General features: G+C 59.0%; 23 protein-coding genes and 1 tRNA gene. 11 read left to right on the top strand and 13 right to left on the bottom strand.

All coding sequences use genetic code 11. The features are described 5' to 3' along the window. The first annotated feature begins 63 nt into the window (after positions 1–63). From G6P99_RS22835 to G6P99_RS22825, 3 genes are all read left to right on the top strand, one after another. Positions 64–1,392: a metallophosphoesterase family protein gene (locus G6P99_RS22835; RefSeq protein ID WP_245284805.1), complete on the top strand. Its 1,329-nt coding sequence runs from the start codon at positions 64–66 to the stop codon at positions 1,390–1,392. A 61-nt stretch (positions 1,393–1,453) separates the two neighbouring features. Continuing rightward, the gene (locus G6P99_RS22830) at positions 1,454–1,888 is read left to right on the top strand and encodes a hypothetical protein (RefSeq protein WP_156928796.1); all 435 of its coding nucleotides are present in this window, start codon (positions 1,454–1,456) and stop codon (positions 1,886–1,888) included. Next, positions 1,885–2,250 (top strand): DUF1446 domain-containing protein, encoded by a 366-nt coding sequence (locus G6P99_RS22825; protein WP_165123495.1) that lies wholly within the window; start codon positions 1,885–1,887, stop codon positions 2,248–2,250. Before G6P99_RS22830 ends, G6P99_RS22825 begins: the two co-directional genes overlap by 4 nt. Positions 2,251–2,482: 232 nt before the next feature. On the opposite strand, the gene G6P99_RS22820 is transcribed toward G6P99_RS22825, so the two are convergent. Next, positions 2,483–3,433, bottom strand: coding sequence for a hypothetical protein (locus tag G6P99_RS22820; RefSeq protein ID WP_029083319.1), 951 nt, complete (start codon positions 3,431–3,433; stop codon positions 2,483–2,485). Between the two features lie 171 nt (positions 3,434–3,604). Here G6P99_RS22820 and G6P99_RS22815 point away from each other — a divergent pair, with 171 nt between their 5' ends. Beyond that, entirely contained in the window at positions 3,605–5,311 is a 1,707-nt protein-coding gene (locus tag G6P99_RS22815) for an adenylate/guanylate cyclase domain-containing protein (RefSeq protein ID WP_051346561.1), read from the top strand. Positions 5,312–6,130: 819 nt separating this feature from the next. Here G6P99_RS22815 and G6P99_RS22810 read toward each other — a convergent pair. The 3 genes from G6P99_RS22810 to G6P99_RS22800 all read right to left on the bottom strand — a co-directional run bounded on the left by G6P99_RS22810 (position 6,131) and on the right by G6P99_RS22800 (position 7,930). After that, positions 6,131–6,580, bottom strand: a complete 450-nt coding sequence (locus tag G6P99_RS22810; RefSeq protein ID WP_165123493.1) for a GNAT family N-acetyltransferase — start codon at positions 6,578–6,580, stop codon at positions 6,131–6,133. A 17-nt stretch (positions 6,581–6,597) separates the two neighbouring features. Further along, the gene (locus G6P99_RS22805; protein WP_029083320.1) at positions 6,598–7,374 is read right to left on the bottom strand and encodes a cyclase family protein; all 777 of its coding nucleotides are present in this window, start codon (positions 7,372–7,374) and stop codon (positions 6,598–6,600) included. A 469-nt stretch (positions 7,375–7,843) separates the two neighbouring features. Then, positions 7,844–7,930: transfer RNA gene (locus G6P99_RS22800), tRNA-OTHER, on the bottom strand. A 107-nt stretch (positions 7,931–8,037) separates the two neighbouring features. Here G6P99_RS22800 and G6P99_RS22795 point away from each other — a divergent pair. Next, positions 8,038–9,294 (top strand): site-specific integrase, encoded by a 1,257-nt coding sequence (locus G6P99_RS22795; protein ID WP_165123491.1) that lies wholly within the window; start codon positions 8,038–8,040, stop codon positions 9,292–9,294. Between the two features lie 556 nt (positions 9,295–9,850). On the opposite strand, the gene G6P99_RS22790 is transcribed toward G6P99_RS22795, so the two are convergent. The 3 genes from G6P99_RS22790 to G6P99_RS22780 all read right to left on the bottom strand — a co-directional run bounded on the left by G6P99_RS22790 (position 9,851) and on the right by G6P99_RS22780 (position 11,489). After that, a complete protein-coding gene (locus G6P99_RS22790; protein WP_256434664.1) occupies positions 9,851–9,973 on the bottom strand; it encodes a hypothetical protein in 123 nt (40 codons plus the stop codon). Positions 9,974–10,558: 585 nt separating this feature from the next. Continuing rightward, a complete protein-coding gene (locus tag G6P99_RS22785; protein WP_165123489.1) occupies positions 10,559–10,723 on the bottom strand; it encodes a hypothetical protein in 165 nt (54 codons plus the stop codon). Positions 10,724–10,808: 85 nt separating this feature from the next. Further along, the gene (locus tag G6P99_RS22780) at positions 10,809–11,489 is read right to left on the bottom strand and encodes a Crp/Fnr family transcriptional regulator (RefSeq protein ID WP_165123487.1); all 681 of its coding nucleotides are present in this window, start codon (positions 11,487–11,489) and stop codon (positions 10,809–10,811) included. 626 nt (positions 11,490–12,115) lie between these two features. Here G6P99_RS22780 and G6P99_RS22775 point away from each other — a divergent pair. The 3 genes from G6P99_RS22775 to groL all read left to right on the top strand — a co-directional run bounded on the left by G6P99_RS22775 (position 12,116) and on the right by groL (position 15,309). After that, on the top strand, positions 12,116–12,376 hold the full coding sequence (locus G6P99_RS22775; protein ID WP_165123485.1) for a hypothetical protein: 261 nt from the start codon (positions 12,116–12,118) through the stop codon (positions 12,374–12,376). 832 nt (positions 12,377–13,208) lie between these two features. After that, on the top strand, positions 13,209–13,526 hold the full coding sequence (locus tag G6P99_RS22770) for a co-chaperone GroES (protein ID WP_165123483.1): 318 nt from the start codon (positions 13,209–13,211) through the stop codon (positions 13,524–13,526). Positions 13,527–13,662: 136 nt separating this feature from the next. After that, positions 13,663–15,309 carry a chaperonin GroEL gene (groL, locus tag G6P99_RS22765; RefSeq protein ID WP_165123481.1) on the top strand — a complete coding sequence of 549 codons (1,647 nt, stop codon included), beginning with the start codon at positions 13,663–13,665 and terminating at the stop codon, positions 15,307–15,309. 430 nt (positions 15,310–15,739) lie between these two features. On the opposite strand, the gene G6P99_RS22760 is transcribed toward groL, so the two are convergent. The 6 genes from G6P99_RS22760 to G6P99_RS22735 all read right to left on the bottom strand — a co-directional run bounded on the left by G6P99_RS22760 (position 15,740) and on the right by G6P99_RS22735 (position 19,612). Next, positions 15,740–15,973, bottom strand: a complete 234-nt coding sequence (locus tag G6P99_RS22760) for a hypothetical protein (RefSeq protein WP_165123477.1) — start codon at positions 15,971–15,973, stop codon at positions 15,740–15,742. Between the two features lie 309 nt (positions 15,974–16,282). Next, the gene (locus tag G6P99_RS22755; protein ID WP_165128957.1) at positions 16,283–16,654 is read right to left on the bottom strand and encodes a signal transduction histidine kinase; all 372 of its coding nucleotides are present in this window, start codon (positions 16,652–16,654) and stop codon (positions 16,283–16,285) included. A gap of 81 nt (positions 16,655–16,735) precedes the next feature. Next, a complete protein-coding gene (locus G6P99_RS22750; protein WP_246709600.1) occupies positions 16,736–17,203 on the bottom strand; it encodes a hypothetical protein in 468 nt (155 codons plus the stop codon). A 712-nt stretch (positions 17,204–17,915) separates the two neighbouring features. Continuing rightward, positions 17,916–18,695: a sensor histidine kinase gene (locus tag G6P99_RS22745; protein WP_165123475.1), complete on the bottom strand. Its 780-nt coding sequence runs from the start codon at positions 18,693–18,695 to the stop codon at positions 17,916–17,918. A 108-nt stretch (positions 18,696–18,803) separates the two neighbouring features. After that, positions 18,804–19,190 carry a response regulator gene (locus G6P99_RS22740; protein ID WP_414645599.1) on the bottom strand — a complete coding sequence of 129 codons (387 nt, stop codon included), beginning with the start codon at positions 19,188–19,190 and terminating at the stop codon, positions 18,804–18,806. Between the two features lie 119 nt (positions 19,191–19,309). Beyond that, positions 19,310–19,612, bottom strand: coding sequence for a hypothetical protein (locus G6P99_RS22735; RefSeq protein WP_165122986.1), 303 nt, complete (start codon positions 19,610–19,612; stop codon positions 19,310–19,312). Between the two features lie 1,872 nt (positions 19,613–21,484). On the opposite strand from G6P99_RS22735, the gene G6P99_RS22730 reads away from it, so the two are divergent. From G6P99_RS22730 to G6P99_RS22725, 3 genes are all read left to right on the top strand, one after another. Beyond that, positions 21,485–21,718 carry a helix-turn-helix transcriptional regulator gene (locus G6P99_RS22730; RefSeq protein ID WP_165123473.1) on the top strand — a complete coding sequence of 78 codons (234 nt, stop codon included), beginning with the start codon at positions 21,485–21,487 and terminating at the stop codon, positions 21,716–21,718. Beyond that, positions 21,715–21,945, top strand: a complete 231-nt coding sequence (locus G6P99_RS47710) for a helix-turn-helix domain-containing protein (protein WP_165123471.1) — start codon at positions 21,715–21,717, stop codon at positions 21,943–21,945. Before G6P99_RS22730 ends, G6P99_RS47710 begins: the two co-directional genes overlap by 4 nt. A 168-nt stretch (positions 21,946–22,113) precedes the next feature. After that, positions 22,114–23,829, top strand: a complete 1,716-nt coding sequence (locus tag G6P99_RS22725; protein ID WP_165123469.1) for a site-specific integrase — start codon at positions 22,114–22,116, stop codon at positions 23,827–23,829. Positions 23,830–23,915: the final 86 nt, after the last annotated feature.

The raw sequence follows: 23,915 nt of genomic DNA, 5'->3' as shown, positions 1-23,915 counted from the left end.
TAGGTTGTGCGCGAGAATACATGCGAAGGTCATTCCCTCTCCTCAATTTAGGGATTAGCGACCATGCGATCATCCAACAGCCCAAGCCGCCGCCTCGTACTCCAAACGCTCGCTGCGCTGCCCATGATTTCTATGCCGCTAGTCGCCAGTGTGCGGACGGCCGTCGCGCAGACAACAATCGCCACTGGGGCCGGGTTTTCGTTCGCGGCGGTCGGCGATACCCGACCGATGATGTACCTTCCATTGAAAGAGGGGCAGCCGGACCTGAACAAATTCTTCGTCGAAATGTTCGGGTTGGTCATGCCGGAAAAGGTCGCTGAAGCGGTGGTGGCGAGGGATGTGAAGATGATCTTCGATCCGGTCACCAAAGAGCTGATTAAGGTAATCATGCCGTTCGCGTCGAAGACGGAAGTCATGACACTGACAGTGGATAGCGGTTGGGTCACCGAGGCGTCCGTTGAGGACACTAAACTGCTTCCCGGGGTGCATCGGACGATGTTCCGGCTTCAGGGCGGTGAATGGGTGACACGTGAAATCGTGAAGGACGTTCAGTCCGGGCGCGCCAAATTCGTGGTCAATAGTGGCGACGCCGTCTGGTGGGGCAATCAGGGCCTAACCGTCAACGACAGCCCATACTGGAAGCGGGTGAACGACACGATGTTGAAGAAGCTGCCCGTGCCAGACGACGAGATGCGCGCAGCCGGGTTGGACGGGCGCTTTTTCATGAGTGTGGGCAATCACGAGGTTTGGGCGGACCCCAAGATTGAGGGCACTCTCTCGGCCGTGCCGTATTTGAAGAAATTCGGCGTAACGCCCGAAAACCTCATTTACAAATTCGACTTCAAAGGTGCCCGCTTTATCTATCTTTGGAGCGGCAAGTACGACTACCGTTCGCCTTCGCTTTGGGACGCCGATCGGCCAAAGTATGCCGAACAGATGACGCAGCTTCAGAAGTGGATGGACGAAGCCAAGGCCAATGGCATTCGTAAGGCCTTTATTGTCTTCCACTATCCTGTGTTTGCGCGGTCTGGCTTAGGTCCAATCCCGGCCCCCGACAATCCGCACAAGGTGATCGCGTCGTACGCCAAGGACATGGAGGTGGTCGTGTTGAACGGGCACGTTCACACCACCGAAATCTACGAGGTAGATGGCGTAAAGTATCTGATGCTGGGCGGTGGCGGCGCGGAACAGGACCCAATCCTTCCCGGCCGCACGAGCATCAAGGTACCCGCTGACTATCCACCGGACCTCTACTGGAAGGGACAGGCACCGAAAGAGGAGTACAATTACGTGCTTGTCGATGTCCAACCCGGCCAGAAGACGAAATTCACCCTCAATCGGTTCAGACCGTGGTCGGCAGAGCCATTCGGGGCTGAGGAACTCTTCAAGTGAGCCGGAAGCAGGCGTTTACGGGAGTGAGGTTCTGGCAACAGCTCTTCTGATCATTCACGGATTGATCGCAGTCGCACTACTTGGCGCGATAACTCACCAGACTTTGGCAGCATGGGCATCGGCGGATAAGCGACCGCCTTCATTCTTTGGCCGCTTTCGTTCCGTGCCGTCCGCCTTGTTTGCAAACGCTGTGGTCGCTCTGTATGTGGCCACAACGCTGCTGGGTGGGATCATCTACCTTTATTTCCGTGTGGATGTCAGACCCGAGTTAGAGCGCGCGGGTCACTGGCACGTACTCGGCTTCTTCGACCTCAAGGAGCACTTCGCAGCTATCGGATTGGCGTTGCTGCCCGCCTACTGGGTATGCTGGCGACGGCCGCTTGACGATGAACCAGCCCAAACACGCACCGCGCTCACTTCGATCCTTGCCTTTATTGTCTGGTGGGGCTTTCTGTCCGGCCACGTCGCCAACAATATCATGGGTTTCGGCTCATGACGTCATCGGCCTCGTTTCGCCGCTTTGCATTTGCGTTCGGGACGACATTCGCCATCCTTTACGTGGTCGCACTCGCAAGGGATGTTGCGCTATTCACCGTTTTTCCCTCGCTAGGCGTTGTCCTTGCGGGCACGCATCATACACGAGACGTCGCCGACCCCGCGATGGGCTTCCTCGCACCGGCGATCTACTGGTATGGCTGGGCAGCAACGGCTGCACTCGGGGCATTGATGCTCGGCTTTGTTGCCGCGCTGTTACCCGGGCGGTGGACGCGAACCATCTGGCGGGGATGGGTATGGTTGGTTCCCGCGCTCTCGATGATCGCGTGCGTCTATCTCACACTTCCCTGGTTTCGGTTCTGACTGGGCGCGATTTCCGAATTGGGTCAAACTCGGAAGTTGGAACGCGCAACCGTAACGTCCGCTTCACCCCCGACACCGGACTTTCGATAGCCAGCGCGGCACTTCCGAAAAGGGCCACAACCGGACTCATGCATCGCAGCAAATTGCGCCTCATTCGATTACCTTGTCGGCGCGGCCGGGCTGCGACGGCGGCACGGTGAGGCCGTTGGCGATTTTAAGACTGATGATCAACTCAGCGTTCGCAGCTTGTGCTGTTTGATGATGGGACACCCGAGGCTTGCCGTTCCTTCGCTTCGTAGTATTCAGCTGAGAACTTGATTGACCATCGCGTGAAGAACGAACGCAATTCCCGAGTGGGGTTCTCGACCCCGAGATGTTCGGCGACATGCGCCTCGCGCAGCCACCTCATCGCCGATGTGAGGCCGGCGGTGCGCTCGAGCCTCTCAACCGCCGCGATTCCGGCGATCTCTGCCTGCCGATAGCGAAAGCCGACTTTTCTGATCACATACACGCACTTGATGGTTTCGTAGCCCTTGAACACGTGCTGAACGATTGGGTGTTTTTTTGCCTGCGGCCAGGCTGCCGGGTAGACCGGTAGCACCAAAAGCTTGCTCTTCGCTATGACCGTTGCGAGCGGATGCAAGAGTTGCATCCAAGCTGGCCAAGAGGTGACCTTGGCAAACAATACCGCGTGCATCGCCGTTGCAGCCCCGAAAGAGATCGGCAGCCAAAGTACCGCGCCCAAGATCACGAGCAATGCGGTGTTTGGCGTGAGATGCCGGCATTCTCTGAACACCCATGCCATGCCGCTTTCAAAGGCATCATGTACAGCTTGTTCGAACGCCCGATAGCTAATCTTCCGCCGCAACCACAACCAGCTCCGGCGAATCGATCTACTCCATTGTCGACGTTTCGCATGGGATACGGGAAGGAAGCGCAACGTGCCGTTTATGACGGTAACGATGACATCGCCAAGCACTTTAGCCACGAAGAGCGGAAGCCAGAGAATCTGCATTGCAAAAGGGAAGGCGTAGTCGAGCATCCGCATCAAGATCGAAAGCACGAAACGCAGGATCTTGTTTGTGGCGAGCGTGATAACAACAAGTGGGATGACAACCACATCGTCGAGGGCACCGCGGAAGCGGCTTTCCTCGGTCCATGCCGGGTGACGACCATCGGTCACGGTGCAACGTCCGGGCTGAAAAACGGGGGATCGTGCCGGCTCAAACTAGCATATTACAAGCTCAAGAGGGCCTTGAGTAGTCAGAGGGCGTTGCTTTAGAGTTGGATGAGTTGCGGACCGCATGTCCGCCCGGTCTTCGCTTTTGCTCACCCGTGGCGGCGATGGCTAACCATGACGATTCGTAAGAAAATCTTTCTGCTTGCAGGCATTCTGCTGGCAATTTTCGGCGCCGTCGTTGGCGTTCTCGGCTTCGCGCAAAAGCTCGACAGCGATCAGCTCGGGAACATCACCGAATATGAGCTGCCACTATCGCGCAAGGTTTCTGAATTCGACGTCCTTACCGATAGATACGAGCTCCAAGTCTTGCGTGTCCTGATATCCGATCGAGCCGATGCTGGGACGGAGCGGACGGCGATGGCCGCAGTGCGGGCAACGGCCGATGAGCTGCGTGATACCGTCAAGACAGGTGGCGCCTTGCTCCACAAAGCAACCGGCGATCCCGGCTACGACACTGAGGATCGCGTTGACTTAGCTCGCATGGCCGGCGTCCTCAAGTACATGAGCCGTAGTCTGGAAGACTTCCTCGCCGTGGGGGACGCCACGCTTGCGTCTATCTCGGAGGGACGTCGCGACGAGGCCCGGACCATTTCACTCGGCTTTGCCAAATTCGCCCAGGCGTTCGGCCCTGATCTCACGCAGATTCGACGTGAGCTTGCCGATCTGACCGACCGGTCGACCCGCAGGGTTCTCGCGAGGCAGCGGTTGAACACCTATTTGAGCCTTGCCCTTTTCGTTGCGGCATGCGGCATCGGTCTGGGCGTTAGCGCCATCGGATCGACACGTGTGGTCTCCGGTCTGCGCCAGCTTGTCGTAAGCACGAAGGCGCTTGAACTGGGCACGGACGCCGAGCCGGTTTTGATAGCCACCCGCGACGAGGTCGGCGAGCTGGCACTCTCGTTCAACCGGATGGTCGACGAGTTGCGCGCGCGAGACCGCGTCAAGGACACCTTCGGAAAATTTGTCGATCCCAGGCTCGTCAGCCGGCTGATTGCCAGTGGCGCGGATCAGGCCGAACGGCGCAGCCTCACCATCTTCTTTTCCGACATCAAGCAGTTTACGGGCATCAGCGAGCAGCTAACCGCCAGCGCCGTCGTTCACCTCCTGAACAATTATTTCGGCGCGGTGGCCAATGTCATTCACGGCCATCGTGGGATCATCGACAAATACATCGGGGACGCCGTCATGGCGTTCTGGGTGCCGCCGTTTTCAAACGGAGACGAACATGCAAGCGATGCTTGCCGAGCGGCGCTGGAGCAGCAGGACGCGATTGCCGTTCTGCGAGAGCAAGTACCGGAGATCACTGGAATGCGGCGCAACGCACCGGAGCTGGTGATCCGGATGGGTATTGCCACCGACGAAGCCGTGATTGGCACCATTGGCTCGGATTCCGCTCGTTCCTACACCGTTATCGGCGACAGCGTAAACCTTGCCTCGCGCCTTGAGGGCATGAACAAGATTTATGGAACCCTCATCATCATCAGCGAGGAGACTTTCCGGCTCGCACAAGGCGCGATTGAAGCGCGCGAAATCGACACCATCACGGTCGCCGGCAAAACCGAGCCGGTGCGAATCTATGAGTTGATGGGTCGCGCCGGCGAGCTCGAATCCGCGCGGGACGAATTACGGGGGTTGTTCGCGCAAGGACTTGCCGCATATCGCAGCCGGGACTGGTCTGGTGCGCGGACGGCGTTCGAAAACTGCCTGTGCAAGATACCCGACGACGGTCCGACGCGCGTCTTTCTGGAACGAATTGCGCATTTGCACCGCGCGCCTCCGGCCGCGGACTGGGACGGTGTCTGGCGTCACGTTGAGAAATAAGAGAGCAGACCGTAACCAGCCATTTGTCCGCTCCGAGTCCTTCCTCGCGCACGCCCTGCACCCTGACTCGTTGCCTTGCAGCAGTCGCTTTGTTGTTCGTCTATGTCGCAAGCACCTCTGCCATCCTGGTCGGCGCCACCACGTCGTCGGCGCGGGCGCAATGGCGCGGACATAGCGGCTGGGGCTATCGCGGCGGCTGGGGCCGCGGACGCGGTTACGGCTATCGCGGCTATGGATATGGTGGTCCCCGTTGCTGGTGGACCCCGCGTGGTGTTCGCGTTTGCCGGTGGTAACAACCGCCCGGCCGACATCAGCGATATTAAGAGACTGAGATCGGGTGTGTCGGTTCCGGCGCACCTGATTTGCTTTTGGGGGGATGATTTTCGTTGAGGCGATGGCGGACCTGACGCGCGCAAGAAAGAGCCCCGGAAGACGCCGGGGCTCTAGTCACGGGAGAGAACGCTTCGGAGGTCAGGACGCGAGGACGAGCCGCCGGCCCGATCACCCAATGCATCTACGACGTGCATGTAAGCAGATTCGGCTGCCTCAGGCTGTAGCCGTGCCGCAACAACCTGGTGGAATTATCGGCTTGTCCACCGGTTCCCGAAATGGCCAAAACTGGAACGTGAGCTCACACGGCAGACGCCGCCGCGAATTCTGCGGCGATGATCCTGAAAGCCGGCGCCATCGGCATCACAGGCCGCCGCCGCGGTCGTCACCAGCAAGCAATACGGCACGTTCCTGCAACCGAATGCCTGAGCCCGGACATCACCCGCGATGTTGGCACCGCTTCTCATCCGCCTGACGAGTAGCTGCGCGCTAGGGACGCCGTATTTCGAAGTAGGTTTTGCCCCCACGATGAAAGCCGGCCTCCTCGTAGAAACGGAGGGTGGTCTCCCGCTTCGAACCCGTTGCCAACAGAACCTTGTAGCAGTCGGCCCGCCAGGCAACATCGAGCGCATGAGCAAGAACCCGCCGGCCGAGCCCCTGCCGACGGTGGTCGGCGTGAGTGACGACGTTTTCGATCACCGCATATGATCGGCCGCCTCGAGACAGGTTGGGCACGATCGCCAGCGTGCACGAAGAGACCAGCAGGTCGGCGGCTTGCCCGACGATCACGGTCATGAAGCTGGACGTCAGCAATTTCGACCAGACGCGCTCCGCGGCAGCCGTCTCCAGCTCGGGATCGTGCGGATGAAGGTGCCGGTAAAGCTTCAGCACCTCGGGCAGATCGTGTTCTGTCGCAGAGCGGACGATGGCTTGGGTCATAATGCTGGACCGCCGCGCTAACCGTCGAGGATCGCGACCGCCCTCGTCCACCCCGCCGAGGCACGCTCGATCTTCACCGGGAAGCACGACACCATGAACCCGGTCGACGGCAACAGCTCCAGATTGTGCAGCTTCTCGATGTGGCAATAGCCGATGTGGCGTCCGGCCTTGTGGCCTTCCCAGATCAGGCTGGCGTCCCTGGTCTCGGCATATTTCTTTGCGGTGAAGACGAACGGCGCGTCCCAGCTCCAGCCGTCGATGCCGGTCAGCCGTACGCCGCGCTCGAGCAGATACATCGTCGCCTCGTAGCCCATGCCGCAGCCCGAATTGACGTAATCGGGCTGGCCGTATTTCGCGCCGGCGCTGGTGTTGACGACGACGATCTCGAGCGGCGACAGGGTGTGACCGATGCGCTTCAGCTCCGCGTCGACATCGCCGGCGGTCGCGACGTAGCCATCAGGCAGATGCCGGAAGTCGAGCTTCACGCCCGGCTGGAAGCACCAGTCCAGCGGCACCTCATCGATGGTCCAGGACCGCTCGCCGCGGTTCATGGTCGGATGAAAATGCCAGGGCGCGTCGAGATGCGTGCCGTTATGGGTAGAGAGCGATACCTGCTCGACGGCCCAGCCCTGCCCATCAGGCAGGTCCTCCGCCTTCAACCCATCGAAGAACTGCAGCATGCGCGGCAGCCCCTGCTGGTGGTCGATGTATTGAATGGTCGGGTGATTGCCCGGCGGATCGGCCGGAACGTCATTCTGCAGGGGAACGGAGATATCGATCAGTCTGCGCGCCATGGCCGTTCCTCTCTGGTTGTTGTTGTCGAGCTGGGCTAGCTGCCGATCGATACCGCTAAGAACGTCTGCATTCATTTGGCGGTGCTCACACGCCGGACCGCGATCCAGCAAGCCCTCTCGCCGCCGGGACACTAGCAGGCAACCGGAACGGGACAAGTTGCCGCATCCCGTTCGACCACCGGGCCCCATCTGCTCGTGATGCTGCTCACACCCTGCGGCCTGCCGCAGCGGCGAGGCGCCGCAACGTTGAACCTATTTGCCGCCGGGGCGACCCATGGGCACTGGGGATTTCAGGGCCCAGTAATTCGACGGCGCCGTCTGGACGAGCATATTCCGTCCAGGCGGCGTTGTTGCATCAGGCGATACAATTTCGACCCGGGGTTTCCCGCCGCGCGCGCAGGGCCAGCGCGGCACGTTCTTGGCGACAAGTTCTTGGCAACTTGCCTTGGGATGATGCCTTGGGATGGGATGGTCGGGGCAGCTGGATTCGAACCAACGACCTGCAGTACCCAAAACTGATTTTCGCTGTTTTTCAGAGTTTCCTGTGGTTGCCCCGTGATGATAATATCCTTTAATTGTCGATACTTCTTGCTCCAGAGGTTTCCTGAGCTATGCTGGTGTTTCCGGTAATGGTGGCGACCCGGTGGCGACTAAGGCAAAAAAATGAAGATCAAGATTGGACGGCGATCCTTGTCCGCTCTCCCCGCGGTTACCCGTCCCACCATTTTCTATGACACCGATCTCACAGGCTTCGGATTAAAAGCCTCACCAACTGGGGCCCTCTCATACATTGTTGAGTATCGCCCTGGAGCAGGCGGCCGCAGCGTCTCCAAGCGGAGGATGGTGATCGGCACACCCAAAAACCTGACGCCTGAGGAGGCCCGCAATCAGGCCTCAGGGATTCTCGCCCGCGTAAGACTAGGTGACGATCCAGCCGCTGAGCGTTCGAATGCGCGCAAGGCAGAAACAGTCAGTGACCTCCTCACTTCGTTTATGGACGGTCACATTCGTGCAAAGCGGAAGGCCCGAACTGCGAAGCTATTTCAGGGTTATGTAGATAACCACATTGAGCCGGCTCTAGGGACACGCAAAGCCCCCTCACTGACCCGTGCGGACATCCAGCGTCTTCACAAGGCCATCGGCAAGACCCACCCCGTAACGGCCAACCGGGTGCTGGCTTTGATCGGCGCGGCCTACACCTATGGCTCGCGATCCGGCCATCTGCCTGAAGGCTTGGCCAATCCAGCCAGCGGAATTGAACGGTTTCGCGAACAGGTTCGAGAGCGGTTCCTTTCGGAATCGGAACTCCTCCGTCTTGGTGAGGCGATCCGGGAAGCGGAAACGGTTGGCGTCCCTTGGATCAAGCAAAGCAAGTCAAAGCATGCGCCCAAACCTGAAAATCGTGTCACCAATATTGGCCCGCACGCCGCGGCGGCGTTGCGCCTGCTGATCTTCACCGGAGCGCGCCTGCGCGAGATACTTGATTTGCAATGGGACCATGTCGATCTGCCGCGCGGGCTACTGTTCTTGCCGGATTCGAAAACCGGAAAGAAAACCATCGTGCTCGGGATGGCCGCGCTTGCCGTGCTGGAAAACCTGCCGCGCGTCGGGAAGTTCGTCATCGCCGGTACGGACAATGACAAGCCCCGCGCGGACCTGCAAAGGCCCTGGGCCCTGGTTTCCACGCGGGCCGATTTGGCGGGCCTCAGACTTCATGATCTCAGACACTCTTTCGCGAGCGTCGGCGCGGGCTCCGGATTTGGCCTGCCCGTCATTGGCAAGCTGCTCGGGCATTCGAATTCCAAGACCACCGAACGTTATGCTCACCTCGCATCGGACCCACTGCGGCGTGCGTCCGATGCGATAAGCGGGGCAATATCAAAGGCTATGGGCGAACCTGCGCTACGTGAAACTGGTTAGGTCGCCCCATGAAAACCTTGAAAGCCCCTCAGGGTGAAACAGATTTGATTGTTGAAATCAATCGGACTCGAGTGCGCATTCGTGAGGCCTGCTTAGCCCTCAAGAACGGACTTCGTCTGCTAGGCCGACTACGTCCGAAAAGGGCCAACAAGCGACTTGAGCAAAACGGAAGTAGCCACCAACTGAGGCGACCTTCGACTTCAGTCAGATTGTGCATATTGTCCGGAGAGACCAAGATGCTCGCATGCGTCGGGCGATCATCATAACCGTAGGCGTCTTGGCGTTGGCTCTCGCGATGTCGCGTGAGCGGCGGACGAACATCCTGCCTACGCAGCCGCTGCCTCCGGTGATCGCGCCTGACAAATAGTGGCCCCCCAAACTGAGGCGGCCGGAAACGCTTCAAATGCAGCCGAAGATCAAAGAGCGAATCTGCCCGGCCTGCAATGGAACGTCCCGGCCGTAATGCAGTCGGTAAAGCCGGGCCACAAAATCTATCCGGTCAAATGCAAAGCCTGTGACGGCAAGGGCAAGATCACGGAAGACAACTGAGGCGGCCTCAATGCACGATGAAGGCACCCGTAAGCATCACCGCGATAAGCAGTGTGCCGCCGAAAATAGCAATGCCAAGACTGACGCGTGCTGGGATTGAATATGAATCGAAATGGGGTTGTTCGATCATGCCACGCTCCCTTGTCTCTGGGCGGGGAGCGCGAACGCTCTCAGTCACCGGCAGACGCCGTTACAGGGCGGTGATGGCCGGAGGTTGGAACAGCCGACGTTCCAAGGCTGGTCAATTTTGATCACTCTCGAAAAGAAATTAACGATTTGGGCGCGACTGCCGCGATCCGGAAGGCAGGGCGTGCGGCTCCAGAGCAGATTCACGCAAGGAACTCCGTTCACCCACGGAGAACCCGAGGCGCTTGGCGATGTCGTGAAGAGGACGATGAGGATCAGCACGGTAAGTGCGATTGAGGCGCAACCGGCTATCGTTCCCAGTCAAGGCCGCCGGTTCAATTCGGCGGGTCTTCTGTGGGGTTTGAAGGGAGCGGCGAGGGGCTGATCCGGCTTTTTAAATTGATGCCTTTCCGGCCGGCGCGCTTCCATTGGCCGCGCGAATCTGGCGGCCCACCGCCGTTCGAACTTTCTTTGAATATCCCGAGGAACGTCGCTCATAACCCACCTTCAGGTTCAGCCCCTCGATGGGACCTCAACGCGCAAGGTGCTTTAAAGGATCCTCATTCGCGTGACGCGGTCCTTTTTCTTTTCAGGCGAACAGGTCGTTTCCGGCCGGGAGAATCTTCACGTACGTCCCGCTCTCGTGGATCTCCAGCCAGCCTTGCGCGATGGTGTGCTTGAGGGCGGCGCCATATTCAGCAGGTGTGCCCTTGTCCAGGTACAGGAAGGGCCGGTGCGATGCCGGCGCGTCCATGCAATTGGCTCTGAAGAGTTTAGTCGCCCCTAACGACGCGGCGGTTGGCGTTGGCCCGCGACGCTTGAGGCGCAGTTTTATCGTTTTACAATTCGCGCTTGATCTCGGGCTTGTCGTACAAGACCGCGTTCAGCAATGAACTGTTGACCTCGATTTTTCCGTTGTAGCTGATGAAGCCGAGCTTGCGGAATCTGTTCATGAAGAAGCTGACGCGGGATCGCGTCGTTCCAATCATTTCGGCCAATGTCTCCTGGCTGATATTTGGACTGATCGGTTGAGGGCTGCCCTCCTTGCCGAAATTCGCCAGCAGGAGCAGCAGGCGCGCCAACCGCTTTTCACTGGAGTTGAAGAGCTGGTCGATCAGGTCCTCTTCAATCCGGCTGTTGCGGGTCAGCAGATAGGCCATGAACAGCTCGGAAAATTTGGGTTCATCGTGCAATGCCGCGACCATGGCGGTCTTCGTTATCGCGGTTACCAGGCATTCCTCCATCGCTGTCGTCGTCGCGATACGCAGCGAATGGCCGTTCATGCAGCCTTCGCCAAAGAACTGGCCGGGCTCCAAAATGCCGACCACGGCTTCCTTGCCTTGCTCGGATATGACAACAACCTTGACCCGGCCTTTCTGGATATAGAAAACCGTATCTGCCACGTCGCCCTGCGCAAAGACGATCTCATCCTTGCGAAACGCGAGGATGGTCTTCCCTTCGCCTACCTTGGCGAGAAACTCCTTAGGATCAAATATTGCGTAGTTGGTATTTTCTGGCATGTCCCGTTTCGTCCCGCGCGGTGGGACGCCTAGCTTACCATTCAGCCGCCGACGTTCGAAGTAAAAGTGCCGCACAATGGAAGCTTTTCGCAGCCAGGATGGGAGCGCCCGGCTGCCGATAAGCTGATGGAACGGTCAGCAGGCGAAGCCCGAGCCGGACCCAACGGGTCGCAAACACCGACTAGAGTGGCGGCTAGATCGCAACTGCAAAACTTCCAGTCGTCTCGCATTCCGGACACTGGAAGGTGCGGACTTCATGACCGGGTTGAGCAGGTTCGATGCAAGCCAACCGAATAGGCTTGCCACACCTGGAGCACAGGAGAATTCCGATCTCCGCGCGGCCGTATAGCGGATTTGGCTGGACAGATGACATCATGCTTTCCCCCTGTATTGGGCGGGAGCACTACCGATCTCTCTGTCGCCGATAACTGCCTATTCGGACGGCGATGGACCCAGTCTAGCCCAATACGCCAATGCGGGGCTGGTCAATATTGCTCACATCGGAAAAGCTAACCGAAGCCGCACGAAATCAACTCCAACTCGCATATGAAATAAATCCATTGTCGCAGGAACCTCTTATCGCCCGGCTCTATTTGCTCCCTGTCTCTAACCAGGAGGTAGACACCATGACGAAAGTTCTTTTGGCGACGGTTGCTGTTATCGCATTCACTGCACCTTCATTCGCGCAGCAGGACAAAACTACTGGTCAAGCGCCACCATCAGGCGCTTCTTCGTTCTACGTGGCTCAAGATACCGCGACGATGAAGTGTCAAGTTGTCAATGCCCAGCCTGCCGCTGGCGGCAACATGAAGGCCATCGGTACGGCACATCCGACACAGGCATCAGCACAAACCGCCTTGATGGCTGATAAGACTTGCAAGGAATGAAGTGACGGCGCGAGTACAGGGGTGGGTCTATGGTTCAACAAAACTACTGACCCGCCCCGCTAACTACGTTGCCCGACGGATGCATTTTCGGACTTGTGCGCGCAGTTGCGAGGTCCGGTTTTACACCGATGAGCCGACATCATCAGACCGCTCCCGCAGGTCCGAAGAGTGCCAAGAGGCGAAATGGCATCGCAAGAATAAGTGAAAAAGGCCACCAACTGGGGTGGCCTTATTGCTTTGTTTTGTGGGAATGCGCCGGTTGATCGCATGCCCCACAGAAGAAGGTGTACCAATGTTGAAATCCACACTACTCCGACCAAGCGCGAACCGGAAGACGGGCCAAAAAGCTCCTTCCATCTAAGGCCCCCTGTCGGAAGCGCCATGTCGGCTTGGGGTCAAAAACGGTCCTCGTTGTCCCGACAGCCGACTTCCGATCTTTCCTTAACAACAGACATCACACGTCAGCGCGGCCACTTCCGAAAAGTGCCAGTTACGGACTCATGCACAGCAGCAAACAACTCGAATTGTTCGATCACTTCGTTGGCGCCGGCGAACAGAGAATGAGGGATTGCGATCTCGCTGAATTGCCCGCCTGAAGAGAGTAGATTTCCCGAAAGCATTTGCGATCGAGATCACCCCAAAGCTCTGCGCCCTCGCTCTAGGTGTTACTTCACCTGCTAGCAGTCGCCCCTCCTCCAGAAACTCAAGTCGCAGTCAAACATCGTGGGCCGAAGCCCTTGCGCCCCGGTATCATAGGCTTATGTGAAGACCGGCTAGCACTCGCGCATTGCGACTGCCAATCCAGAAAATCACAAAAGCCAAGGAGGACCGCATGAAATTCCGTCCGCTGCATGACCGTGTCGTGGTCAAACGCATCGATGCCGAAGATAAAACCGCAGGCGGCATCATCATTCCGGACAGTGCCAAGGAAAAGCCCTCGCAGGGCGAAATCGTCGCCGTGGGCCCGGGTGGCCGCGACGAAGCTGGCAAACTGATCCCGATCGACCTCAAGGTTGGCGACCGCGTGCTGTTCGGCAAATGGTCCGGCACCGAAGTCAAGATCGACGGCCAGGAGCTGTTGATCATGAAGGAAAGCGACATCATGGGCGTCCTAACCGACGTTCCGGCTGCCAAGAAGAAGGCCGCCTAACGGCACCCGCTCCCTCATCCTGAGGAGCCGGCGCAGCCGGCATCTCGAAGGATGAGCTCCAAGCTCAACTCATCTCATCCTTCGAGACGCCCTCCGGGCTCCTCAGGATGATGATCAGTTTCAAACGGAGACCATTATGTCAGCCAAAGAAGTCAAATTCGGCGTCGATGCCCGCGACCGCATGCTGCGCGGCGTCGAAATTCTCAACAACGCGGTAAAGGTGACGCTCGGTCCCAAGGGCCGCAACGTCGTGCTCGACAAGTCGTTCGGCGCTCCCCGCATCACTAAGGACGGCGTCACCGTCGCCAAGGAGATCGAGCTCGAGGACAAGTTCGAGAACATGGGCGCGCAGATGGTACGCGAAGTCGCCTCGAAGTCGGCCGACGCAGCCGGCGACGGCACCACGACCGCAACCGTGCTCGCGGCTGCGATCGTCCGTGAAGGCGCCAAGTCGGTTGCCGCCGGCATGAACCCGATGGACCTGAAGCGCGGTATCGACCTGGCGGTGGAAGCTGTGGTCGCCGACCTCGTCAAGAATTCCAAGAAGATCACCTCGAACGAGGAAATCGCCCAGGTCGGCACCATCTCCGCCAACGGCGACGCCGAAATCGGCAAGTTCCTTTCCGACGCCATGAAGAAGGTCGGCAACGAGGGTGTCATCACGGTTGAGGAAGCCAAGTCGCTGGAGACCGAACTCGAGGTGGTTGAGGGCATGCAGTTCGATCGCGGCTACATCTCGCCCTACTTCGTCACCAACGCCGACAAGATGCGCGTTGAAATGGATGATGTCTACATTCTCGTCTACGAGAAGAAGCTGTCCTCGCTGAACGAGTTGCTGCCGCTGCTCGAAGCCGTGGTGCAGACCGGCAAGCCGCTGGTCATCGTCGCGGAAGACGTCGAAGGCGAGGCGCTCGCCACTCTGGTCGTCAACCGCCTGCGTGGCGGGTTGAAGGTCGCGGCCGTCAAGGCACCGGGGTTCGGTGATCGCCGCAAGGCCATGCTGCAGGACATTGCGGTCCTGACCGGCGGCCAGGCCATCTCGGAAGATCTCGGCATCAAGCTCGAGAACGTCACGCTGCAGATGCTTGGCCGCGCCAAGAAGGTGATGATCGACAAGGAAAACACCACGATCGTCAACGGCGCCGGCAAGAAGGCCGACATTGAGGCGCGCGTGCAGCAGATCAAGTCGCAGATCGAGGAAACCACCTCGGACTACGACCGCGAAAAGCTGCAGGAGCGTCTGGCCAAGCTCGCGGGTGGCGTCGCAGTGATCCGCGTCGGCGGCGCGACGGAGGTCGAGGTGAAGGAGCGCAAGGATCGCGTTGATGACGCGATGCATGCGACCCGCGCGGCTGTCGAGGAAGGCATCGTGCCGGGCGGCGGCGTCGCCCTGCTCCGTGCGTCCCAGCACCTCAAGGGGCTGCGCACCAAGAACGATGACCAGAAGACCGGCGTCGAGATCGTGCGCAAGGCGCTTTCCTATCCGGCCCGCCAGATCGCAATGAATGCGGGTGAAGACGGCTCCGTCATTGTCGGCAAGATCCTCGAGAAGGACCAGTACGCCTACGGCTTCGACTCGCAGACCGGCGAGTACGGCAACCTGGTCGCCAAGGGCATCATCGATCCGACCAAGGTGGTTCGCGTAGCGATCCAGAACGCGGCCTCCGTTGCGGCGCTGCTGATCACCACCGAAGCCATGGTGGCCGAGGTGCCGAAGAAGAACGCAGGCGGCGGCATGCCTGCGGGTGCCGGCATGGGTGGCATGGGTGGTATGGATTTCTAAGTCCACCCGTACAGCGCTCAAAAGAAAAAGAAAGGCCCAGCAGCGATGCCCGGGCCTTTCTGCATTTTCGTGCGTTTGATCGCGGTTGCCCCGCTCAATTGCCACAGGCCCTATACTGACGTCAGCACATGGTTCGGATCGGCTTTCAGCGCGCGCTCGTACCAGACCTGCGAGAATTTGTGCCGGGCTTGCGATAGGAATAGCCGATCAGATTGCCCACGTTCGGCTGATCGTCGTGGCCAGGTGCGCTCGCCTGCGTCTGGGACTGAGTTGAATTGCAGTAACGCTGCTTCCTTCGTCATGCCGGCCGGCGCCAGGCGCCATCGTCCCGCCGTTTCGGGGCGGCCCACGATGGCCACAACGATCCGAATTCGGCAGGATGCAAGCGTCACGACGGCCGAACCAGCGATAGCGGTTGCGCGCGAACAATTCATAGATCGCGTCGCGGATCATCCGTGGGATGAATTGGAAGGTCCACGTCGACTGTAGAGTCAGGAACGAAAGTATCGGCTACATAGTTTTTATCGACCGAGCCAAACCGGATAATAGTGTGCGTATAAATCCAGCCGCCCGGCACTCTGAAACGAAATATGGTTTCGTCATACTGACCGGAGACATGATCTTTAAAGACTTCTTCGTGCGCATGAAGCTTTTGCTTAGGCATGAACATCTTTCGAGTGCCGCGGCCCATAGCTACCAAAATCAACTGACTCGCCACGCTTCAAAGACAAAGCTGCGAGGCGGTTGACTTGCTCACCGTTCGACAGACGGCCGTTGTCCCTCTCCAAGACCGCTCTTGAGTGTACCGCAAAAGGCACGCACCGGCCGATGTGGTGATGGGTGCCTTCCCGTTGATCCATGCAGGTCGTCCATGGCAGGAGCTGAATCGCGCATCCCACTTCCAAACCACCAAGCGGCATGTCACAAGACCTTCTTCTTACGAAACATCTGCCATCTGTTCGCGGTGCAGATCTCAAGCCAGCCTATGAAAAGCCGGCGGCAAAGGCTCGCGCACGAGTTCACTTAGATTTAGGACCTCGCCGCTTTCCGTGATGTCCGAGACCAGAACCTCGACAAAGGGATGCTGGCGGTTGGCCCCGGCGCCGCGGTGGTATTTCGCGCTCACGATCCGCTCAAGCGCCGCAAGGTTAAGCTTGCCAAGCGCGTTGTACTGACTGCGGAACAGACTTTGTCTTCCTCCAAGGTGCTCAATCGACTCGGCCCAGACGTCCATCACCTTGCGGCCGATGAACGCTTCGACCGGTTCAGTTCCGTCCCGCGCGAGAAGCCGCAGCCCGTCCATGTTGTGCGGTCCGTCATCGACGCCGAATTTCGTAAGTGTCATATTTTTTGTAAGTGACATGGGGAATCCTCCTTGTTGCCGACGTTGGTTCACCTCGGCAGTCCGTCGGGGACTGCGCCTCCCTCATCGTCCCATCGCGACAGAGCCGCGGCGCGCGATTTTGCGTCGCGATGCGCACCCTCCGTCGAAGCCTTTTTTGCGACCGGCACCATTCTTATGCTTGTGCAGAAAGCGGGCAATCTGCCCGCGAAGCGCCGCCGTATCCAATAACTCTCCGACCGATGCGGCGGTGTCGAAGATCTCACGTTGCATGGACTTCGGCAGCGCGTTCCATTGCATGATGTCGGCTGCGCCGAGACATCGCAAGACGTGCTCCTCTTCGGCCGCAAGGGCCAGGCCGCGAGCGCGATCGTGTTCCGCTGCGTTCACCGCACTGTCGTAATTGTCAGCCAGTCCCTGTTCGCTGTCGGCGAGCGCTGAGTGGCGATCCCTTAGTTTCTGAAATTGTCCGCTTCCGCCCTGATCGCTCGAACGCTTGATCAGTTCGCCGTGTGCGGCTGCCTTTTCGCGGTGCTGCTGAGATCTGAACATGCCGGGTCCTTTCGTTGGAGTCTCCGCGCATTCTGACCAATCTCGATGGTTGACGAGGATACGCTTTTATGTGGGGATCAGAGGTCGAATAACGAGGACCCGGTGACAAATCACCACGTTATATTTCACCAGCACGAACCCGATGGCGCGCGTGGGTGTTGGCGCCACGTGACGAGCTTCATCGCTGGCAACCGTTCCTGACGAATACGGGTTGGAACTGTTGTCGCCGGGATCGCTTGATTAAAGGCGACCGGATGCTATGCCCCTTGGCATCCGATGAATGACGGCCTCAGTACGCCCCCGTGCTGGGGCCGTTCTTTCCCTGAAATCAGCTTCTAGCACGGGGCCCGCAAGCTGGGCGATGCCAGCCATTCATCGATATGCGAGGCGGTCTCCACCAGGCGCGCCCTGCGAAGCATCGCCTCACGCTCGGGGCCGGGTCGCAGGGCTGGCGTGTTATCCGTTGCTGGCGGATCCCTAGCTAGGGGGCAAAGTGTCCAACGCAGGAGATCGCGGAACAGCGGGTCAGATTGGTTATGTTGGACAAGCGGCATTAGCGGGAGCTTGCAGCACTCTTGGTCACCGATATCTGCCAGAGGCAGAGCGGTGATATCAGAACTAGATATCCTTTCAGCCCGGTCGTCGATTTCAATTCGGTACGGTCCGAGCGAATGCAAATACGATTCGGCTTCCGCAATACCCGAATACGGGCTTATGCCGCCGCCGAAGTCAGAGAAGCCATCGGCACGTCGAGTGCGTAGACGAAACCGGTGAGCGCATAGGTCAGCCGCACGTCGCCCCGGAGCTGCCTGCCGAGCGTCTCGATCAGCCGTGTCCCGAAGCTGCGCTTTTCGGGCGGGCGAACCGCCGCACCGTTCTTCTCAGCCCATGTGAGGTGCAGGCGCTGCGATTGCTGATCCAGCGTCCAGTTGATGTCGACGCGCCCTTGCGGGACCGACAGGGCTCCAAACTTCGTGGTGTTCGTGCAAAGCTCGTTGAGTGTCATCGCGATGGCGATGACGGCGCCCGACATCATCCGGATGTCAGGTCCCGAAATCGAGAATTTCGGCTCGTCGGGATTATCGAAGGCTTCGGTAGCGCTACGGACAATCGTGCCAAGGTCTGCGCTGCTCCATCTTGCCTGCAAAAGGAGGTCGTGCGCGCGTCCGAGTGCGAGTAGCCGGCCCTCGATCGCTTGCTGCGCTTGCTCAGCAGCTGGCAGATGGCGCAGACTCTGCGAGACGATGGCGCCAACGGTCGCAAGCGTATTCTTGATACGGTGGTGCAGTTCCTCAAGGATCAGCTTCTGCAGTTTGTCGGACGCCTCGCGCTCCCTGGCGTCGATGCCGGCCGTGGCAAGCAAACCCCGTGCATCAATCTCGGCCTGCGCGAGCAGAAGCCGCAGGCTGACGTTCTCTTCCGCGAGATCGTCGTAGTGCTGTGCTGCGCCGCTTGCGGGACGCGGGTCGGTTCGGAGATCGGCTTCAGACATCACCGATTGTATCATCATAGGCTGGGTACCGCACTGATCTTCGGGGGGGTGGGATTTTGCCGAAATCACGCGCCTTAGGCGGTATTAGGCGTGAAAAGCACGGGCGTCTCAGGTGCAGCCGATCATGTCGCGCATTTCTGCTATCACTTCGCCGGCATTGAGCGGCTTGCCGAGAAACCTGCTGCGGGGAGGAAGATCGAGCTGTGGCAGGTTCAATTGCCCCGATACCACGATGATCCTGATCGCCGGCCAACGCTCATGCACGGCATGCGCAAGTCCGACGCCGTCCATTTGGCCAGGCATCTGGATATCGGTGCATATTAGTGCGACGTCGGATCGGGATTCCAGGATGGCGACGGCTTCGGCGGCATCCAGCGCCTCGAGTGGCGTGTATCCGGCGTCTTCCACCATATCGACCACGCGCATGCGGAGCACCATCTCGTCCTCGACAATGAGAACGACGGCGGGAATGCATGCACGATCAAGTGCCATCATAAGGGGAATGGCGATCGACTTGGATAGATGTTCATATGGGACAAGTATCTCGCGGCCCATATGATCCCCGCTGACTTAACAATGACACCAAAAGCCCGTGCCAACGGACTAAGTCTCCGTCATACGTCCGGTACGCCGCGCCTGCCGCAGAGCCATTCGTGCATTTCAGTGGCATTTCGAAGGATGATTGCTTTGTGAGTAGCCTCGTTGCGCTCATCTCCCGGCGGCATCTCGCGAGCCTCGCCCAGGGCGATCAACGCCCTGGCGTCCAGATCGTGCACCAGCGACGATTGGTATTGTTTAATCGGAGATAGCCCGTCCTGCAGTGAAGCCGCGCTACGCTCGATCACCATTGAATAACCATCGCAGCGGCGACCAGCAGCACAAGAAAGATCGGCATCAATACCGGAGGTACCAGCCACTCACGAAGATTGAATGCGGGGAATTTTGGCATATGACCGCCCTTTTGGTTGAGGCGGGAGCGCAATGCTCTCAGTCACCGATAACACCCCGGGGCGCGCGGTGATATCTCAGATATAGCGACTATCTGCCGAATAGCGAGGAGAATCACAATTTGTTTTCTGCGGTTGCCTGGCAGGCATTGTAATGCGGAATTGAGTAGCCATCCGAATCGCAGTGCCATCGTATTGCTTCAGCATCGCCCTTACGGCAGCGCGAAGCTTAGCCACGCCCAAATCCTGTCAATGACATTGACCAACCGCACGTCTTCGATGTGTGAAGCCGACCAGGTTGCGAGCAGCCAAACTCGGAAGTCGGAGCGCGCAACCGTGACGTCCGCTTCGCCCCCGACATCGGACTTTCGATAGCCAGCGCGGTAGTTCCGAAAGGGGCCAAGAGGCGAAATGGCATCGCATCAATAAATGAACGAGGTCGCCAACTGAGGCGGCCTTATTTGCTGATGTGTTCAAAATTGAACATCCGGAACTGCCGAGATATGGCCATACTCGAATCATGGTCTCAAAAACGAAACCGCTTAGCCCGGAAGAGTTTGCTTCCTTGCTTATAGTCGGCAAGCCGTCTGGCGTAACCAGCCCTCCAGCAGTGATCCCGGCCGAACACAGCGCCCGGCTGATCGCAATGGGTTACACGGTCGAACTATCGGGCAGGCTGCGAATGACCACGCAGGGCCGAATGCAACTTTATGCGGGACAACTCACCACCTAGGCAGGCTCACAACGCCCCCAAGCCGAATAATGCTTGGTGGCGTTGCGCTAGCCCCGGATAGAGCAATCCTCCGGTGCTTGCTAAATCAGCACACGGCTTAGCTCTCGTCTGAGCAAAATTGCTCACTCTTCAATTTAGATGTGGTGTTAGTCCGGGAGCGTCGAGCCGCGGGGTCTGGTGGTCGATGCTTTCGGGCAGTTGGGTCCGAGCAATAGCAGGCATTGAACGCGGTTTATTAGTTCGTCCGAAGATGGCGACCTTGATTGTAAACAAGCTCCCAAAGTTCGCTGGCGTTCCAAAGCTCACTCTTCCCTTCAGTAAGCTTTTTGCCCACTGCACTCGCGAAACCGTCGCCGGCTGGAGGCTCTCTCGAAATGATGCGATAGCGATCCAATGAGGGGCTCGTCGGCATCGCCATCGTAAGCCGCCGACAAATATTTGCAGCCACGGCGGCTGCATCGGCTGGAGGTATGCCCATTTCGTCGCGCAAGGTGCGCGATTATTCGTTCTGCTTTGCCCGCGTCAATTCGAAGTTCTGTCATTTTTAGCCCCATTCTGAGGAAGCCACTCTGCTGTGGGAGCGCCGAAAACCTCCAACTGAGTATATGTTTTCCGAACTTGCACTAATAGCGGACATGCGCCATGGAGAAAATGATCCCCGAGCTCAGAGCAGAGTATGCAACTCAAACGTTGAGTTAAAGCGTCCGCGACCGATCCGTGGGTGGTAAAGTGTGATCAGGCTACTCTGCGAAGAGTATTACCTTCGAAGCCCTTGCCGATGATTTCCAAGCCGGCAAAAGAGGCTGACGACGCCACGGAAAAATGAAAGATACCTGTGTATGAAGGGCTTGTCGTCGGTGCCCGGCTCTGGAATAGAGCCACTAAGGAAACCACGACCACATTAGGCGCCCTGTCCCTCGCAGCGCGCCCCCGAGCCGTACGGGCAATCCGGCACTGATCAGTACTTCGGAAAAACTTCCCCCGTTATCGGCCCTCCTGCCGGTCGCGCGGCTGGATGCAATCCCTGGCCAGCGTTTTCCTGCGCTGTACTGCGATTTCCGGCTGGCACCTCGTGCATTGACGGGCCTTTCCTATTGGAGGCCTACACTATGAGCACCGAAACCTACCTCACCCCCCGCGAAGCCGCAGAGTATTTGCGATCGTCGACCTCGACCCTGGCAAAGGCCCGCCTTACCAAACGAGGGCCGACCTTTGTTCGCATCGGCCGCGCGGTCCGCTATCGGAAGAGCGACATCGACGCCTGGATGTCCGCGTCGGTCGCGCGCCACATTGAGCAATCCAGCCGCGCACCGGCACAAGCGTCGGGTGGGCACGCATCATGAGCATCCCAGGACAAGCCAGTGGGCATGCAGCGAACCACGGTGATCGCAAGCAATGTCCTCAATTCTTCACTGTGAGAGCCGTCGCAGAGCATCTCGATATCTCCTCGCGCACGGTTCACCGCTGGATCAAGAACAACGAGCTGGCCGTCCATCGCGTTGGTCGGTGCGTTCGCATCTCAGAGGCCGATCTGAAGCAGTATCTCGCGGCCCGTCGCTACGGCGCCTAACGCGCCTCTCCTTTCGTAAATTGTCCCGTTATGTCAGCAAGGTAGCCGGCGTCGGGAAGACACTGACCCAATAATCGTTCCATCTATTCCGTGCTAGTCATCCCGAATGTCAGCCCCCGGCAACCAGAGTCGGCGCCTGTCTGCGACAGTCATCAAAGGCCCCTCCACATGAAGCATGTTCCGGCCATCACCCACGCCGACCCGCTGACGCTCCAGAGCGTCCTCGACCAAATCACCGGCAACGCCGCCATCAACGAAAGCCGCAAGCGTGACCTGCGTTCGGCAATCATCAGTTACGGAAAGCTGGTCGACAGGCTCCCCTCCTCCATCGGGCTCGATCTGGCAGAAATCCGGAACGTGCTCGACAATGCCGGTGGCGTCTCGAAAATGTCACCCAAGCGCCAGGCCAATTTGCGCAGCGGTCTCACGGCGGCGGTGGACCTCTCCGGGCTGCTGCCGATGCTCCGGACCGGCGGCATCAAGCTCGATCCGGCCTGGGCGACGCTGTTGGAGTCCACCGCCAGCTTGCGGATCCGCAACGGGCTCTCACGTCTGGCTCGCTGGGCTAGCGCCAATGACGTTCTTCCCGGGATGATGAGTGAAGCGGTCACCCAGCGATTTCTCGCCGATTTGGAGGCCAAAACCTTGGTCCGGAAGATCGGCGATCAGCGCTGCAGCATCGTGGCGGCCTGGAATGCACTGGCCTTGCTGAAGCCTGAGCTGCCCACGATCATGTCTGAGTCCAGGCCGTCGGCGGCCAAGCGCATCCCGTGGGCGAGCCTGCCAGCGCCCTTTTACGCGGACGTCCAGAAATATCTGATCTGGTGTGAGGTACTCGACCCGCTCGACGACGACACGCGGGCCAATAAGCTGAAGCCCGGCACGATACGCCTGCGCCGTGATCAGATCCATTCTGCCGTAACCGCTGCAGTCGCAGCCGGCATTGCTTGCGAGAGCCTCTCCTCGCTGGCGGACCTGGTTACGCCGATCCACTTCAAGACCTTGCTGCGCAGGCTCTACGAGGCCGACGGCAGTGTGCTGACTGCCTACACCCATGGCGTCGCCGGAACGCTCATCACCGTCGCGTCGGAGTGGACCAAAGCTAGCGCCGAAGACGTCGCAACACTGAAGAAGCTGCGGCGCAAGTTGGGCGCCCTGCCCTCCGGCTTGACCGAAAAGAACAAATCCACGCTGCGCCAACTCGCCGATCCGCGCCTGCTCGATGCGCTGATCCAGCTCCCGGACAAACTCTGGCGAAAGGCCCGCCGGGCGCCCTCAGGATCGAAGCGCGCCTTCATCGACCTCCAGACCGCGCTGGCCATCGATATCTTGCTGCACGTTCCGCTGCGAATGAAAAACCTAGCGTCGTTGAATTTCAAGGACCATCTGCATTGGCCGCAGGGGCACAATAATGCCGCAATGGTCACCTTCGACGGTGCCGAAACCAAGAACAGCAGTCCTTTGGAGTTCGAACTTCCCGCCCAATTGGCCGAGCGCATCTGGACCTACCGCAACGAAATCGCACCCGCCATCGTCGGTAAGCGGCCGGACGCGCTGTTCGTCACGACCGCCGGGAAACCACGAATGCAAGAGACCATCACCAATTTGATTGAAAAAGCCATCCTCAAGAATCTTGGACTGAAGTTTACGCCGCACCAATTCCGGCACTTCGCGGCCAAGATCATACTGGACGCGAACCCGGGCGCGTTTGAGGCTGTCAGACAGCTGCTTGGTCACAAGAACATGAAAACAACCACCAACTTCTACGCTGGTATTGATACGCTCCGAGCCGGTCGTGCCCACACTGAGCTGCTCATGAGCCTCAGGGACAAACGAGCCCGCCCGACACAACGCCGTCAGGTGCGCTCGGGCTACGGAAGCTAGTGAAGTGCCCCCACATCATACGGCAAGACTTCACCTCCCGTTCGATCGATGGCCGGAGGCCGATCGAGATCTTTGGCAAGCTGCAA

It is taken from the genome of Bradyrhizobium sp. 6(2017) (genome assembly GCF_011058295.2).
Taxonomy (GTDB): Bacteria; Pseudomonadota; Alphaproteobacteria; order Rhizobiales; family Xanthobacteraceae; genus Bradyrhizobium; species Bradyrhizobium septentrionale.
Note: the sequence above shows the minus strand (reverse complement) of the source record. Positions and strands in the feature narration are given on the sequence as shown.

Coding starts and splice junctions, on each gene's coding strand:
- G6P99_RS22755 (WP_165128957.1), bottom strand. CDS start 16,654: ATGACACTTACGAAATTCGGCGTCGATGACGGACCGCACAACATGGAC.
- G6P99_RS22750 (WP_246709600.1), bottom strand. CDS start 17,203: ATGTTCAGATCTCAGCAGCACCGCGAAAAGGCAGCCGCACACGGCGAA.
- G6P99_RS22760 (WP_165123477.1), bottom strand. CDS start 15,973: ATGCCTAAGCAAAAGCTTCATGCGCACGAAGAAGTCTTTAAAGATCAT.
- G6P99_RS22795 (WP_165123491.1), top strand. CDS start 8,038: ATGAAGATCAAGATTGGACGGCGATCCTTGTCCGCTCTCCCCGCGGTT.
- G6P99_RS22805 (WP_029083320.1), bottom strand. CDS start 7,374: ATGGCGCGCAGACTGATCGATATCTCCGTTCCCCTGCAGAATGACGTT.
- G6P99_RS22725 (WP_165123469.1), top strand. CDS start 22,114: ATGAAGCATGTTCCGGCCATCACCCACGCCGACCCGCTGACGCTCCAG.
- G6P99_RS22825 (WP_165123495.1), top strand. CDS start 1,885: ATGACGTCATCGGCCTCGTTTCGCCGCTTTGCATTTGCGTTCGGGACG.
- G6P99_RS22815 (WP_051346561.1), top strand. CDS start 3,605: ATGACGATTCGTAAGAAAATCTTTCTGCTTGCAGGCATTCTGCTGGCA.
- G6P99_RS22790 (WP_256434664.1), bottom strand. CDS start 9,973: ATGATCGAACAACCCCATTTCGATTCATATTCAATCCCAGCACGCGTC.
- groL (WP_165123481.1), top strand. CDS start 13,663: ATGTCAGCCAAAGAAGTCAAATTCGGCGTCGATGCCCGCGACCGCATG.
- G6P99_RS22810 (WP_165123493.1), bottom strand. CDS start 6,580: ATGACCCAAGCCATCGTCCGCTCTGCGACAGAACACGATCTGCCCGAG.
- G6P99_RS22740 (WP_414645599.1), bottom strand. CDS start 19,190: ATGATGGCACTTGATCGTGCATGCATTCCCGCCGTCGTTCTCATTGTC.
- G6P99_RS22745 (WP_165123475.1), bottom strand. CDS start 18,695: ATGTCTGAAGCCGATCTCCGAACCGACCCGCGTCCCGCAAGCGGCGCA.
- G6P99_RS22780 (WP_165123487.1), bottom strand. CDS start 11,489: ATGCCAGAAAATACCAACTACGCAATATTTGATCCTAAGGAGTTTCTC.
- G6P99_RS22770 (WP_165123483.1), top strand. CDS start 13,209: ATGAAATTCCGTCCGCTGCATGACCGTGTCGTGGTCAAACGCATCGAT.
- G6P99_RS22835 (WP_245284805.1), top strand. CDS start 64: ATGCGATCATCCAACAGCCCAAGCCGCCGCCTCGTACTCCAAACGCTC.
- G6P99_RS22785 (WP_165123489.1), bottom strand. CDS start 10,723: ATGGACGCGCCGGCATCGCACCGGCCCTTCCTGTACCTGGACAAGGGC.
- G6P99_RS22775 (WP_165123485.1), top strand. CDS start 12,116: ATGACGAAAGTTCTTTTGGCGACGGTTGCTGTTATCGCATTCACTGCA.
- G6P99_RS47710 (WP_165123471.1), top strand. CDS start 21,715: ATGAGCATCCCAGGACAAGCCAGTGGGCATGCAGCGAACCACGGTGAT.
- G6P99_RS22730 (WP_165123473.1), top strand. CDS start 21,485: ATGAGCACCGAAACCTACCTCACCCCCCGCGAAGCCGCAGAGTATTTG.